Below are 15,360 nucleotides of genomic sequence, written 5' to 3'. Positions count from 1 at the left end.
GCAACGGTCTTGCTCGTGCCGGCCGCTGCTGGATACGGTTTTTTAAGGGATCTCCTGTGCTTCAGAAAGTGGCTCTGTAAACGAGTAATAGTTTTTGTCACTTTTTTTGATTCTGTACATGGCCTGGTCAGCGCGGGAGAGAAGCTCCTTCTCGTCCTGAGCATCTTTTGGATAGACGCTGACTCCAATACTTGCGGTCAATTCAACAACCAGGTTCTCTGAGATCTGGAAAGGCTGCCTGATCTCAGAGAGGATCCGTTCGCAGACGTGCCGGATTTCCTCGTCCGTTGTGATTCGGTCCAGCAGAAGAACGAATTCGTCGCCGCCTATGCGGGACACGATGTCGCTGCCGCGCACGGCACGGATCAGCCGCCTGGCTGTCTCCTCCAATACCAGATCACCTTTATCGTGGCCAAAGGTATCGTTGATCTCTTTAAATCCATCTAAATCCATATAAAGGACAGCAAGCAGATATCCGCTTGTATCCGCCTCCAGAAGCAGTCGGGACAAGATTTTATGAAACAGTCTGCGGTTGGGAAGTCCGGTGAGTGCGTCGTAGTTTGCCATACGGGCCAGCTTTTCCTCAGCCCGCTTGCGCACCTTGATCTCCTCCTGCAATGCCTTCGTCCGTTCGTCTACCAGAAAGCGCAGATGCTCATATAAATAGGCGTTTTCGAGAGAGATGGCAAGCTGTGCCGCAATGGGTATCAGGTTTTCCTTTCTTCGCTGGTCAAAGACGCCTGTGGCCAGATTGTTTTCCAGGTAGAGGATGCCCTTCAGCTCTCCTTTACTGAGGATGGGCATGCACAGGACCGACTTGCACCGGTTCTCTTTGATATGGATGTCCTTCCCGAAGACTCTGGAGTTCTCTCCGTCATCCAGAATCACGGCTTCCAGTGTTCTCTCCACATACGATACGATGCTCAGCGGAATATCATTGTCCTTTGCCGGCCGCTTTGATACAATGCATACGTCCTTGGCTCCGGAATGGCCTTCCGACTGAATCTCATACCCGGAATCCGTCTGGCTTAGATAGTAGATATGCTGCGCTCCCGCACATTCCAGGAGACTGTGTATCAGTTTTTCCAGGATGCCTTCTAGCTCCAATTCCTCCGAAATGGCTTGGGACGCCTTCAGCACAGAACTCATATCCAGCGAAGCGGTAGTGCGGATGGAATCTTCAGACAGGGTACCCTGCCGACTATCGTTTTTCCATAGGCCCCCCAGCTCTGGATAGTCTTGGCGCATCCGGGCGCACTTGCCCTCTGCCCCCCAATGGCCGTACAGCCGGTAGGTATCCGTCAGATAATGACTGGACGATGACTTGATCCCCAGCCTCTCATAACGCAGCGCGGCAACATCGCAGAGGATGGCATGATGAAGGCTACGGTCATGATTTTTCGCAGCTCCCAAGGCCTCTTCGTAAAGCCGCAGGGCCTCTCCGGTACGGCCCTCCGCCGCTTTCCGCTCCGCCTCGATCAAAAGATAAAGGTGACCGTAATTGCAGAGTGCGTCGCTGCTGCGTTCTTTCAGCCAATCCTGATTTTCCTTCAGGACACGCAGAAGCATTGGCCTTGTCTCCGGATCATAATCCCTGGTCTCCAGAATTTGGCAGATGGACAAGGAATACAGGAAATTGTGAAGCGCCACGTTGTAAAAGCTGGAGACATAGGGGAGCAGAGGCACAGCGTCTCTGCACAGCCGGAAGGCCGTAGAATAATCCCGGTAAATGACTGCCGACAGGGCCCGAATGACATGGTAATAGCTGATTGCCTGCAGGTTATGGGAAAACCGCTCCAGATGGGTCTGTTCGGAAAATCCGTCCCCATCAAAGCTTCCGGTGAGGGAGAGTTCCCCGCGGATACTCCTGCACAACTGTTGAAAGCTCAAAAAGCTGCCCAAAGCATGGTCGCTGCCAGTCTTCTCCGCAAATTTTACTCCGGCCTGTACCTCGTTCCACAGTTCATCTACATGGGTCGCGCTTTCCATGACCGCCATCATGAGTCCATAATAGCCATAGCAGGCGTACTCAAAGTCTCCCATCTGGGCGTTGCCCTTGATGGACTCCTTTGCATAAGGGATCTCATTGACCACATCTTCGAACCAATGGCCAGTATGGAGGGCAAACATACAGTAGATGGAGTAGATTACCTCCCTATACTGGTGCTTTTCGGCCAGACGCATAGCCGACCTGCCGGCCACGTAAGACGTCTGGTAATCCCTGCGTAGTTCTCCCAGAGGCATCATCAGATTGGAATACATCTGCAGGGTATGGGGAGTATAGCCATGCCTGAACATGCGTCGCACAGCTGTAAAAACTGTCCAGTAGGAATAATCGGGATTAAAGAAAAAGGTCGGGCCGCACAGGCGACAGAGCAATTTACTGATCCCTGCCTCCACCGGGTCTTCGGCTTCTTTAAGATTCAGGATATCTTCTGCTCCAAGGGCATCCCGCTCCTGATAAAAAGATATAATCTCCCGTTCCAGAGTCAGCTTAATATTTTCGCCGGGGAAGGTGACTTTCAGTTGCCCAAGCAGAGCGAGTCCGATCTCAAAAGCGTCCTCATACCGGCCCCGGTTGGAGAAGCTTGAAATCTGCAGGCAGCAGTTATCTATCAGCTCGGTAGCCTCCACCACCAGATTGCAGAGCATCTCGTAGATCCGGTCGCATTCTTCCTCTTTAACCAGATTACACAGCGCCGCATGATATTCCATGTAGATTTTGGTGAGAAATGGGCGGTTTTCCAGGAGCTTCAACTCCGGCTGGGAGAGCAGGAGGTTAAGGTACCTCTCCGCCGTATCGAAGGCGGATACCAGCCCGCACCGGTGCGCCGTACTCAGCAGGAACTCCTGAATCCGGCGCCGTTCTTCCTGATCTTCCGCCTCCACAAGCCCCATTGCGTAGTGGTCCGCGATTTCGAACACCCATTCGTCAAGATCGCCCGCGGCGAGAGAGTGTTCTTCATATCGCTTTCCAAGCAAGTAATGGACACTTGCCCGCGTCTTCTCAGACAGGACTGTATAAAACACTTGCTGGAACCGGTCGTGGGTGAACTGATACATGGTCTGTAGGCCGGTTTTCCCATGCTTCTCCATGGGATACACCGCCTCCTGCTCCACCGCCGTAATCAGCCTACGGTTGATTTCACGCTCCGACAGGCCACAGACAGCGGAGAGATCTTCCACAGAAAAGCTCTGTCCAATGCAGGCGCCAAAGGACAGCAGGGATATTGTTTCCTCCGAAAACTGGTTCAGATTTTCCGTCAGGAATTCCACTACATTCTCCTGGGCGGGACAGGCCCGAATCTCAGCCTCCTTCCAGCTCCAGTTTCCGGTGTCCATATCCAGCTTCAGATAGCCTTTTGAATGGCACAGCCGCAGAAACTGCTTGATGTAAAATGGATTTCCCTTGGTCTTTCTATAAAGGATATCCGCCAGCGCGAAAGTCGTGTCCGCTTCCGTTTTGAATATGTCTCCCAGCATCTGTACGGTGCTCTCCGGGTCCAGTCCTTTCAGGTTGAGTTGTGTGACCCGGCCGCCCCGCTGTATGATTTTATTCAGGCTCAGGGTGAGCGGATGTTCTCTGCTTACCTCATTGTCGCGATAGCACACGATGATCATTAAATCGTGGATATCCTCATTTTTGAACAGCTCTTCCAGCATTTCCAGGGAGCCCATGTCCGCACGGTGTACGTCGTCCAAAAACAAAACCAGTGGATGTTCCGGCGCAGCCAGTAGGGACAGGAGCTTTTCCAGCACGGATTTGAATCGGGTCCGCTCCTCCAGCGGCCCCATGTCCTCAGAGATTGGATGATTGCCGGTCAGCAGGGACAGCTCCGCCACCTTACCAGTCAGCAGAGCCGCGTCGTTTCCCAAATGTTTCGACAGTATCTCCTTCCACTTATGGATGACCTCCTCTGGTTCCAAAAAGACCATGTTACAAAATTGTTTGATAGCCTCGAAAAAGGCAAAATACGGTACGTTGGCGTGATACTGGTCGAATTTCCCCTGCAGAAACATGCCGTTTGTCCGCAGAGCCTCCCCCTGAAGCTGATTGACCAGCGAGGTCTTTCCAATTCCAGAATAGCCGCTGATAGAGACAAGAATCCTGGAACCGGCCGCCACCTCCTTAAAGTCACTTTTCAGCTGGGCGATTTCTTCTTCTCGCCCATACAGTCGGCTGGTGAATTCAAAACGCCGACTGAAATCCTTTTTGCCAAGGACAAACGCCTTTTCCTTTTGACAGCGCGTCAGATCATAAAGAAGACCCTCGCTACTTAAATAGCGGTCTTTTGCCATCTTGGACAGGAGCTTGTCTACGACGGCCGCAAGCATAGGTGGCACATTTGGCAAAAGTACGCGAAGGCGTCTTTGCAATATGAGAAAAAACCAGCTCTGTGGGGGTCTCCGCGTCAAATGGATAACGTCCCGTCAGCATCTGATACAGTGTTATGCCCAGGGAATAAAAATCCGCGCGATAATCCAGCTCCGTGTTCATTCGACCGGTCTGTTCAGGGGCGATGTAGCGGAGGGTTCCCTCAATATTTTCAAGTCTGATCCCTGACATCTGTTCATGCATAAACATGGAGGAGATACCAAAGTCCAGCAGTACCACCCGGCCGGACTCTGCATCATACATGATATTGGCGGGGTTCACATCTTTGTGGACGACACCTGCCTTGTGGATATCCCGCAGTCCCATCACCAGCTGTTCTGCGATCCTGTAGAAATCCGACATCTCCAGGGCGCCCTGTTTCAGAAGCCTGCTCAGCGTGATCCCCGGACAGAATTCCTCCACCAGATAGCAGCGCCCGTCCAGCGTGACCTCGCCAAGGGGCTTTACCACATGGGGACTGTGTATCCGCTGCATGATCTGATATTCTCGTCGCAGCCGTGCTATGGCCTCCTGAGTCATATGTTCCTGACCTCCGGTCTTAAGGACCACCCGGTTGCCAGTGTTGCTGTCCTTACCGCGCAGCAGCTTGCTAGACGGAGATATATATATTACTTCTAAATTCGTATATTGACACATCACACATTCACCCCTTCTGTAAAAAGTACTCTTCCTTACCGCTGGCCTTTGCGGCATACAGGATCTCGCGAGCCCGGCCTATTATTTCATCCAAAGGTTCCTCTGCATTCCAGAGCACTGTGCCGGCAAAGCAGGACACCGAATCTGGATCTACGTAACGACTCTCATTATAAGCCCGGAGAATAGCCATTTCTTTCATATGGGCAACTTCCATGGATCTTATGTTGTACATCACAGCTAGAAATTCATCCCCGCCCAGTCGGACCAGCACATCGTCCACCTGAGTGTGGGCACGCAGAAGGGAGGCGAAGTGGAGGATTAAATGATCGCCCTCCACATAGCCATACTTCTCGTTAAACTTTTTCAAATCGTCCAGTTCAAATAGACAAACAACAGAGGAAGACTCATGCCACAGTGATTCGGTTATGGTGTACAGCCCCCGGCAGTTGAGCAGGCCGGTCATGGTGTCTCTACAGGCTTCATCTTGCAGAGACCGCATCCGGACCTGAAGAGTGTGGGTGCTCATCGCTCGCAGGACCCGCCTGCGTAGCGACTCCTGATCATGGGGTTTAGTCGCATAGTCAGTGGCGCCCAGCTCCATCGCGTTGCGCTCCAGTTCCATGTCCAGCGGTCCCGTGGCGACGCACGGCGTCTTCCAAGCGCTCCGTTCCTTTTGAATCGCAGTCAGGATATCAGCGCCGCCTTGGATTGTCAAGCTAAGAATCACGGCCGATATCTGATACGGATGTCTTCCCAGGATTCCAACTGCCTCCTCACAGCTGGCCGCCTCCAGTACCTTGAAGCAGTCGGTAAAGGTCCTATGCACATGGGCACGGTATTCCTCGTCCTCATCGGCCACCAGTAGAGCTCTGTCCAGGCGGCCCGCAGAGCAGGCAGACCTGCTGTTTTCTATGTTTGCGGCAAGGGCTTGTGCTGTCAAGATCGAAACAAAATTCTCCACAGGCATAGGCTTGGCAAAGTAATAGCCTTGGGCGTAGTCACACCCAGCGTTTTGAAGCCTCTCCAGCTGTTCCTGGGTCTCGACGCCCTCCGCCACTACGCTCAATTTCATCCAACGGGCCAAGTCCAAGATAAAGCGCAGGATGCCCTGGCCCGTTGGCCTCGTAATCTCAGTCTGGATAAACTTCATATCCAACTTCAGCACGTCGATGGGCATTTCCGTGAGCATATTCAGCGAAGAGTAGCCGCTGCCAAAATCATCCATCTCAATCATGAAACCCTGCCTGCGCAGAGCCCCCATGGTCTCGATGAGTTGTCTCGAGGTATCCGTGTACGCACTCTCCGTGATCTCCAGATGTAGACGGGAGGGAGAGAGTCCGTATCGCTGCATGAGCCCCGTGAGAAAATCCACCAGGTTTGTATTGTAGATATCTATTCGGGAGACGTTGACGGAAATGTTAATGCTGGGATAGCCACTTTTATCCCACTCCTGCATTAGGGAGCAGACCCGCTCCCAGACATATTGGTCCAGCTTGGTGATAAAACCGTTGCGCTCAAAGATAGGGATGAACTCCGCAGGCGGCTGCAGACCCCATTTCGGGTGATTCCAGCGCACCAGCGCCTCGGCCCCCGTCAGTCTGCCGTCCCGGATCTGGTACTTGGGCTGCAGGTAGACCTCGAATTGCCCCGTGGCCAGGGCTGTCTCCATGCCGTCCGTGATGGCCTGCCGGCGCAGTAGCGCCCCCCGTAGCTTATCGTCGTAAAGGGCAAAGTGCTTGCCATATTTTCCCTTGATGTTGTTCGCTGCCAGCAGCGCTCGGTCACACATCTGCTCAACGGAAACCTCCCGATCTTCCACCGTGTAGATGCCGTATTTTATTATCACGTTCAGATCGCCGAAGCCGCTATTGATCCTGCTATCAGACTGTGTGAACATCTCGTCTGCATAGTCCTCACGGTGCTCCAGAAGACAGGCGAACTGGTCCGCGTTCAGGCGGCCGCAAATGCCATGATCCCCTAGCCGCTGGGTGCAGAGCTCCGCCACCTGCCTTAGCAGGCGGTCACCTGCGTCCATACCGAAGGTGTCGTTGATCAGTTTGAAGTCCTCAATGTCGGAACAGAGGATATCATATTTCACATCCGGATTCCGAAATAGGATATCCCTGACTTGTTGACAGAAATATTCCTTGCTGTACACCCCGGTGACCCGATCATACTGGATCTGATGGATGAGGACAGAGGTCTCCCGCAGGTGGATGATGCCGGCAGCCCGTTGTAAAATGACCTGTGCGCGGTAGGGCTTTGTGATGAAGTCTGTGGCCCCGTTGGAAAGCGCGGCCACCTCATCCACCTCACTGTTGTTAGATGTTGTGACAATGACCGGGATCGAATTCAGCCTGTGATCTGCTTTCAGATGTTTCAGAAAGGTGTAGCCATCCATGACCGGCATAACAATATCCAACAGGATCAGAGAAATTCCCTCTCTGTATTTCTCCAGCAGCGACAGGGCCTGCGCCCCGTTTTCCGCCTCCAGAACCGTATATTGAGAAGACAAGATGACACACAGTGCCGCCCGGTTGATTTCATTGTCTTCAACCACTAAAATTTTTCTCTCAAATAGCATTGCTCACACTCAATTCTTCAGATTATTCATGGATATAATTCCTATTGTAAATGACACATATTTGTCATTTTAAATGACAAATAACAAATTTTAATACTCTTAAATTATAGAATACATCTTTTTTCGGTAAAAATCAAGGGTATATCCATAATTGACAATGACGTTTAAGTGTCATTTTAAATGACAAACGGTGTGAATTTTGTTGCAAACTTAATCAATTTAGGGTATACTGGTATAAAAAAGGGGGATGAGACTGTGCAGTTCTATGAAAAGCTAATTTTTGTCATGAATTTGACTCAAACGACGAACCGGGAGCTGGCTCTGGCAGCGCAGGTAGACCCTTCCATCATCAGCCGTTTCCGCAGTGGAAAGAGAGGGATCCCACGCAATCTGGAGCCGCTGCGCAGCATGGCGGATTTCCTTGCAGAACGCTGTACCGGCGAATATCAGAGAAGAGCTCTGTCGGAGATGGCGGGAGTTAGACGGATCATCATGGACAAGAAGGATCAGCTGGCGGAATTTTTATTTTGTTGGCTGTGCGGTGACACGGACGGTGTGGAGCGCTTCATGCGCAGCTTTGAATCGCTGACCATTAAGGAGGGGGCGTCCAACTCCACCTTGGAGACCGCAACGATCAGCCGTAAAGGGAATTCTATTCATTTTGGAAATGAGGGAAAGCGTGCCGCGGTGCGGTCTATGTACCAACACCTGCTGGCCCGGCAAGAGCCGGGCACAATTTGCATTCTTGCCGATGAGACCGACGATTGGCTGATGGAAGATTATGATTTTACCTCCCAAATGCAGGCATGGCTGCTGGACTGTATCCGGCGGGGCTTTCAAATTTGTCATATCATACCGCCGATCTACTCGGGTGATCAGATTCTGGAATCTCTGGCTCGCTGGATCCCACTCTACATGACTGGCAAGGTAAAAGCCTATTTTTATCCTCATATTCGCGATCGCCTTTACCGGCACACCATCATTATGCAGCCCGGACAAATCGCGATTGCCTCCCACTCCATGGCGGGCGAGCCCACCAGCTACGCCACAATGCTGACCACAGACCCTGGGGTGCTCCGTGCGACGGAATCGGAGTTTCAGGCCTACCTCGCCCTATGCCGGCCTATGCTGAATACTTACTCGGAACCCCAAAAGCTGTTCCAGTGCTTTATGAAATTCCTATCGCCCCAAGGCTTCCGCATTCAAAAGCTGATCTCTTTGTCAGCAGTGACCGCGCCTTTTGAACTTGTCGCAGACTCCATCGGAAAAAGAGAAGACCCTGAGCAGAAACGCCTGGGCGAACTTTATCTCCAGGAGATGAAGCGGCTGGAACAGGAGCAGGACCAATACAATCTGATTGATATTGTTCACTTAGCCAGCGCTGACCAGGTCCGTGCCGGCACAGTGCCCATCACCGCCACCTGTTGGTCGGTCGGCGCCCTTTACTACACCCCGGAGACCTATACTCTGCACCTGAAGAAGATTTTGCACATTTTGGACACTCATGAAAATTATCACTTCATCCCTCTGGAGGGGCCTGTTGAACAGGAGAGCTCCCTTATGGTCAAGGAAAATCATAGAGCTCTTCTGGTGCATGCATCGGAGCCCTTTACTGTCTTTGAGATCTCTCAACCTGAGATCGTGGCCATATACCGGGAGTACCTGCTTCGTCTGGCGGAGAAAGTGGGATACAAGGGTACTCACCGAACGAAGATTAAGTCTAAGCTCCGGGAACTGATCCGAGAGCTGGAAAAGTGACACATCAAAACGTGGTACTCGTGGCACTATAGATATCTTTTGGGGTGAGATCCAGACATACTTGGAGGCCAGCTCTCAGAAAAAGATTCTTTCCACAGAAATAAGCCCTTCACATTGCGGCACCGCTACTTTAAGGACGATTACCTGTGAATGAAGTAGATTCTCATAAAACTTACCACGAATGCGGTCAAGTACACGCAGTCAAGAGACCGGATTTAGCTGGAAATTCTCGAATTTGTAGATGAATTAAGCCCGCAGGTTTTTTCCCGTGTAGAGGGCAACGGCGAAGGCATAGCACTGGAACAGAGAGAAAAGATATTTAAACCATTTGAACAGGCAGACAGCTGACATAAAGGCGGTGTGGGATTGGAGTTGAAAGCGAGTTAGATAAGGGCAGTACATTTGCGGTCATCTTACCGCTGCCTGTGGCGGACCCGCCAGGAAATTCTTCTAAGGATGAGAGAGCTAATTTAAAGGATATCCCTACATTTCTGGCAGAGAACAATGAGATCAATGCAGAGATTGCGATTGTGCTTCTGGAGAACTGACCCTTGTCAAGGATGGCGACGAGGCGGTAAAAGTATTTCAAGAGGTTGCTCTGGGAATCTATCAGATGATTGTGGTGGATATCCAGATGCTCAAAATGAACGGTATCGAAGCAACAAAAGCCGTATGTATAAACCCATCGACATTGAAAAAGTGTGCGCCTGTATTAGAAGGTGGATACATGAAGAGTAGTACAAAGCGATTTTGATATTGGCGGTCTTGCTTGCGGCTGGTACACGGCTGCCAGAAAGTATGATGCAACTACGGTGAACGACTTTTCGCAGCAGAAAAATTAAGAAAAAGTCTTATTGGTGCAGGAGCGGATACAGGAAACCGTTTCCCTGTTTGAAAATCTAAGCGCGGATCCATATATATTCTCAAGAGAACAGTTATCAAGAAAAAGCGGCCTTCCTGACCGAAAAAACTAGAATGAGAATTATGGATATATGATACTGTGTATTCTTGATTTGGAAGTCAGCAGCACTATATGAGAGCTATCCCTGAAAATCAATTTGGCCTGGCTGTGGCACGTGTACTGAAGAATGAGCGGAAAACGACCCGCCCGGTGAAAAATCTTCTCGTAGTTTTCAACAGACAGAGAAGCGGGAGTTTAGGAGTCATATACATTACGCTGACTATTCTCCGGCAGAGGGGACAAACTGGTGTGTTATGACTGAGGTTAGTACACTCCCAGTTATTCAGAATATACTAATTATTTATGGATGTGGTGCAGCGGTTCTTTTGATTTTTATATTTTTTTGTTATGCTCTAAGAAAAACAGACTGGAAAAGATAAGACCTTGCAAGCATGAGCCAAGCAATCAATCAATGAAGGAGAGTACTCTCATAATTGGTATTTCTCTAGTCCTGCGCAGTTATAATATTGAGTACAATTCGTTTCACAGTGATTGTGTGTCAATCAATTAAAGCACAGGAGCAGTGGCCGTCATTATGGTATTGATGATGATGAAAAAGAGAAAAGTAGATGACAATACAGATACATTTATGACAGAGGAAGCAGGCCTTTGGTGGTCTATTCATTCCTGCGTATCTCTTTCATTAGTTGGGCTAGTTAGATCAGGAAACTCCTTTCAAAAATTTACCACCTTCAGCACTCAGTTTTAATGATGAGGTTTTTCTTTGTCATCCTACCGTAGCCGTCCGATTTAATCTATTATTTTTTGGAATTATCGCATTTTGCTTTATATAATTCAGATGTAGATATTATTTAGCAAACGATTAAGAGCAAAGTAAAAACAGGGGGAATGGGCCATGAAAAAACAAATAAAAAAAGAAGCTGGCTTTTAATCTGTATTCTAATCAGTCTGGCAATGGTGTTTTCATCCGGATGCAAAAAACAAAAGCAAGTAGAGCCTGCCAGCGTCGAGGGCGCTTTAGCCCATCTGAAGAGCAACTACGGTGAAGATTATTATGAAATAGAATTTTTAAAAGAGAACCATGTTGAACCTTATGAAGAGGCGCTGTTCTGCATTGATGGGTCCTGCATCTATGGGGACGTTCCGGCACGGACCGAGACCTGCTATCTGGGCTATTCGCCTAAGTTTGACCTGAACTTTTATGTGTTTCACAGTAGCGACAGCGAGGCCCCCAGCACCTATAACATAACCTTAGGAGAAGAAGTAGAAGAAATTGGAAAATTTGAAAAAGCCAAGTCATACGCAAAAGAGGTTTTTGGAAAGCGCTATAAGGGAACCAGTGTCCATCTTTATTTAGGAAAAAATTTACCACTTTATGGTGTAAAAGAACTTATGCCTGTTTATAGTAACCCCGATATTGATGCCAGAAGTGCTTACAATCGGTTATTTTTGGATATAGAAGATCCTTTTTCATCCAACATTATGTATATTAGTAGAAAGTCTTTTAGCTTTGCTACTTTTCCATATTTAAATATTTCCGTTGATTGCTCTTTGAAGGAGTTGAATGCGCTGATGAAAGAGGAAAGGACTAATTTTGAAAATATTAGTACACACATACTCTTCATCGCGAATGATGGCATCTACAATAGGCCTTATCTTACACTCGAGATGTTTAATGCGTTAAAGTAACACCTAAACCTAAAGTAATAAAGTAAGAAGGATTAAAGACGTCAATGAACAGGGGGCGAAAAATCAGAGTACACTGACACCATCATTGGAAGTAACAGGCGACGCCGGTGAAGCTCTCTATAAGGTTACCGTCACAAGTAATATGGAGGACAAGGGTATTGCCTTTGGAACTGGAACGTACTGTGAAGGAGCAACAGTTCAAATGGTAGCACTGCCTTTTGAAGGGAAACGTTTTATCGGTTGGTATCAAGGTGATGAGCCTATATCTACAGATGCACGTTATGAGTTTACGGTTACTAAGGAAGTAAGTATTACAGCGGTATTTGAGTAAAAATGTTTTTTTAAAGTTACTAATAGAGAATTTTTACGATAAGTACCATCCGTTCAGTTTATAATAAATTTAGGGGCAAGAAATCATTGCCCCTTTTTTAGCTAATATAGGAGTCAAAAGTTCTCTGACTAACAATAGAAATCTTTATGACATATTAAAGAGATTATAGAAGATCTCTATTGTGGTTTATGGAATGACTTTGTCAGGAATAAATTCAATTTTCATATAAAAATTTTGTTGTCTTCGCTGTTTTAAACGGAATAGCTGGATACAGTTTAATTTTAGGGCAGATAAAAATTTTAATGGGGCAATTTATGACGAACAATTATGTAATTTGATGGTTCATAGAAATAATACAACTTATTTTTGGGAGTAAAAAAATAGAAAAACGCATAATACCAATGTTTTGTGCTTATCAAAAACAGCAGGAAAAATTTCTGCTGTTTTTTTGAAATAAATCAGGCTAAAAAATGAGATTTTTTCCCTTATATAGATAGAGGGAGATTTAAGATATTCTTTTTCCTAACTCCCTGACTTGAAAGCAATTGCTTTCTTGGTCTTTGAAAACTAAATGAAAATTATCTGGGTAAAACATTGAATTGAGAGGGAACATAAACGTAAAAAGGCATAAGGACATGAAAAAGAATAAAACTGTTGTAGTACTTAAGAGGAATCAGAGCTATGAGTTAACAGCGTCAAGAAAGAAACAGAAGTAAAACTTTAGACTCATGAGTCTGAAATGGGCAACTGCTAAAAAAATATCTACGATTTAAGAAAGAGGTATGGAAAATCTGTAGCTATTTGAGAATAGGGTAATCCGCATCGCATGGGATAAAGAAAATCGGTATTTTCAATTACTGATGTTGTGGAGATTCTATCCGAAAGTAAAGATGCCGGAGCTTATCGGCAAAAATTAAACAACAACTAAAGGGCAGAGGGAACCATACCGTGACAATTTGTCATCGTGTCACGTTTGTGTCACATTGTCAGCGTGAATAATCATAGCGCTTCTATTTTTAGAATTCCTAAATCATTATAATTATGACATAAGAATACTTTTATAGATGGTGAAGGAGAAAGAAATGAGAAGCAAATCCATGAAAGCAAAGGCAATGCTGTCAGCATTGGCTGCCATAGGCCTGTTATTTATAAGTATAATAGCGCCTGTAACTGTTTTGGCAGAAGACAATATTTCAGTATCTACAGTGGGTGCTCTGCAGCAGGCTGTAGGGCAAGCGGAGGATAACCAAACGATTGTACTTTCGGATGACTTTGTGTTTGCGGATACTGTCATTAATATGCCTGATAAAAATGTGGTTATTGATGGCAGAGGGTTAATCTGGAATATGGGTACTTTTACTGTTTCCGGGAACGGGAGTGGAAGTTTGACGATAAAGGATTTTAAATTTGATGGAAGTAATATTACAGGCACCTGTTTAACGAACAAAGCAGGAGATGGAACCCTGTTAATCAATCATACAGAAATTTTTAATGCGTCAACAGGAGCTATAGGCATCGCTGCAACAGGAAATGCAAAAACGGTTATTTCGTATACTAAAATTTATAATAATGAATCAAATAATATTGGTGCAGCGATTAATGTAAGTGGAAATAACACTACGCCGATTGAAATAAACAATGCAACAATCGAAAATAATATTGGCAATGGAGCTGGGTATGAATGTGGTGCAATCGCCGGAAAATTTTACAGTGGTGATCTTCGAATAAGCAATACGGTTTTTAGGAATAATGTTAATAACTGTGCGAATTCAGGCGTTACAGGCGGAGGCGGCGGAGCCATGTCTTTTCACTATCTTCGTGGAAACATATCGATTGATGAATCCTATTTCCAAGGGAATAAAACCAATGGTACTGAAGCGTCAGCAGCAAGTACTTATGACGGCGGCGCCATTTATATTTTTGATGGGCGGGACGGCGCAACCTTTACAATCGATCAATCTACTTTTGATAGCAATTTAGCTTATGATGACGGTGGTGCTTTGCTTATCCAGGGGACAGGCAATCCTGGTTTGACGACGGCAATTACGAATTCTACATTTTACAATAATAGAGCCTATGGTTTAAACGGGGGTAATCGAAGCGGCGGAGCGATTCAGTTTTTTAAAAATGGCGGTTCCAGTAAAATGACTAATACGGTTACTGGCTGTACTTTTGTGGGAAATCAGTCAGGAAACGAAAAGACTACAGTAGAACAAAGAGGTGGAGCAATTGGCCTTTCAGGTGCAGGATTATTTGCAACAGCTGCTGTAACGAACAAGGACTGTTTGTTTTTTGAAAACAAAGTATATGACGGTACAGGGAAAATAAACAGTGCCAGTAATTATAAAGATGTTTCAAGCACCAGCACGCTTCAAGAAGGCGCATCCAATGTATTGAATGCGGATAAAGGTGCGGAGCCAAAGTATACAACAAAAATGATTCTTGGTGTTGATACACCTCTCTTGACAGATAATTTATCTCAAATAGTGGCAGGTGTAGATGGAGAAGTCATAAAAACCATACCAATTAAGCCAGAAGGGATTGCGGATAATACCAATACGAGTTCAGATTTACCGATTGAAGATCAACGAAACTTTGATCGGTATAAGGATAACGGCGCTGTGGAAATGTCCTGGGCAAAATATAACGCAAATGGCGGAGAATGGAAAAATTTGCCGGATATGGTCTATCAGGGAGCTGAATATTATGAAAAGGATAGTAAAGGTGCCGTCGAAAATTATTTTATGATACGCTATAAAGCTGGAACCGTCACACCACCTGAAAATCCGGTTAGAGATAATTATATTTTTGAAGGATGGAAAAATCAAGAGACTGGAATGATGCAGAAGGAGTGGCCTTTTGTATTAGATGACAATATAACCTTTGAAGCGCAATGGACGCCTGTTGAATATACGGTGACCTTTGACTCGCAGGGCGGCTCAGCGGTGGCCCCGCTTACCAATGTCGCTTCCGGCGCGCGGATAACCGAACCGGAAGAGCCAACCTGGGAAGGCCAGATTTTTGGCGGCTGGTATAAAGAGGCT

Annotated in this window: 7 protein-coding genes; 4 read left to right on the top strand and 3 right to left on the bottom strand. The window is 47.1% G+C overall.

Translation table 11 applies throughout. The annotated features are described in order from the left end of the window. Window positions 1-42: 42 nt before the first annotated feature. Genes BUC22_RS03865 through BUC22_RS03855 form a run of 3 tightly spaced genes read right to left on the bottom strand, consistent with a single transcriptional unit; the run spans window position 43 to window position 7,616 of the window. The gene (locus BUC22_RS03865; RefSeq protein ID WP_073382377.1) at window positions 43-4,335 is read right to left on the bottom strand and encodes a diguanylate cyclase domain-containing protein; all 4,293 of its coding nucleotides are present in this window, start codon (window positions 4,333-4,335) and stop codon (window positions 43-45) included. Then, window positions 4,274-5,032, bottom strand: coding sequence for a serine/threonine protein kinase (locus BUC22_RS03860; protein WP_073382374.1), 759 nt, complete (start codon window positions 5,030-5,032; stop codon window positions 4,274-4,276). Before BUC22_RS03860 ends, BUC22_RS03865 begins: the two co-directional genes overlap by 62 nt. A 7-nt stretch (window positions 5,033-5,039) precedes the next feature. Then, window positions 5,040-7,616, bottom strand: a complete 2,577-nt coding sequence (locus tag BUC22_RS03855) for an EAL domain-containing protein (RefSeq protein WP_073382371.1) — start codon at window positions 7,614-7,616, stop codon at window positions 5,040-5,042. A gap of 255 nt (window positions 7,617-7,871) precedes the next feature. On the opposite strand from BUC22_RS03855, the gene BUC22_RS03850 reads away from it, so the two are divergent. The 4 genes from BUC22_RS03850 to BUC22_RS21685 all read left to right on the top strand — a co-directional run. Continuing rightward, entirely contained in the window at window positions 7,872-9,374 is a 1,503-nt protein-coding gene (locus BUC22_RS03850; RefSeq protein ID WP_041690375.1) for a hypothetical protein, read from the top strand. 1,810 nt (window positions 9,375-11,184) lie between these two features. Beyond that, a complete protein-coding gene (locus tag BUC22_RS03845) occupies window positions 11,185-11,985 on the top strand; it encodes a hypothetical protein (RefSeq protein WP_013381675.1) in 801 nt (266 codons plus the stop codon). An 85-nt stretch (window positions 11,986-12,070) separates the two neighbouring features. Further along, the gene (locus tag BUC22_RS22245) at window positions 12,071-12,316 is read left to right on the top strand and encodes an InlB B-repeat-containing protein (RefSeq protein ID WP_041689913.1); all 246 of its coding nucleotides are present in this window, start codon (window positions 12,071-12,073) and stop codon (window positions 12,314-12,316) included. 1,082 nt (window positions 12,317-13,398) lie between these two features. Beyond that, a partial coding sequence (locus BUC22_RS21685) for an InlB B-repeat-containing protein (RefSeq protein ID WP_242946553.1) occupies window positions 13,399-15,360 on the top strand: 1,962 nt, incomplete at its 3' end.

Origin of the sequence: Eubacterium callanderi, from assembly GCF_900142645.1 — a bacterium.
Classification (GTDB): domain Bacteria; phylum Bacillota; class Clostridia; order Eubacteriales; family Eubacteriaceae; genus Eubacterium; species Eubacterium callanderi.
This window is presented reverse-complemented; position numbering and strand designations above follow the sequence as displayed.

What these genes read in the sequence shown, in the direction of transcription:
- BUC22_RS03865 (WP_073382377.1), bottom strand. Translation starts at nt 4,335, where the DNA reads ATGCTTGCGGCCGTCGTAGACAAGCTCCTGTCCAAGATGGCAAAAGAC.
- BUC22_RS03860 (WP_073382374.1), bottom strand. Translation starts at nt 5,032, where the DNA reads ATGTGTCAATATACGAATTTAGAAGTAATATATATATCTCCGTCTAGC.
- BUC22_RS03855 (WP_073382371.1), bottom strand. Translation starts at nt 7,616, where the DNA reads ATGCTATTTGAGAGAAAAATTTTAGTGGTTGAAGACAATGAAATCAAC.
- BUC22_RS03845 (WP_013381675.1), top strand. Translation starts at nt 11,185, where the DNA reads ATGGGCCATGAAAAAACAAATAAAAAAAGAAGCTGGCTTTTAATCTGT.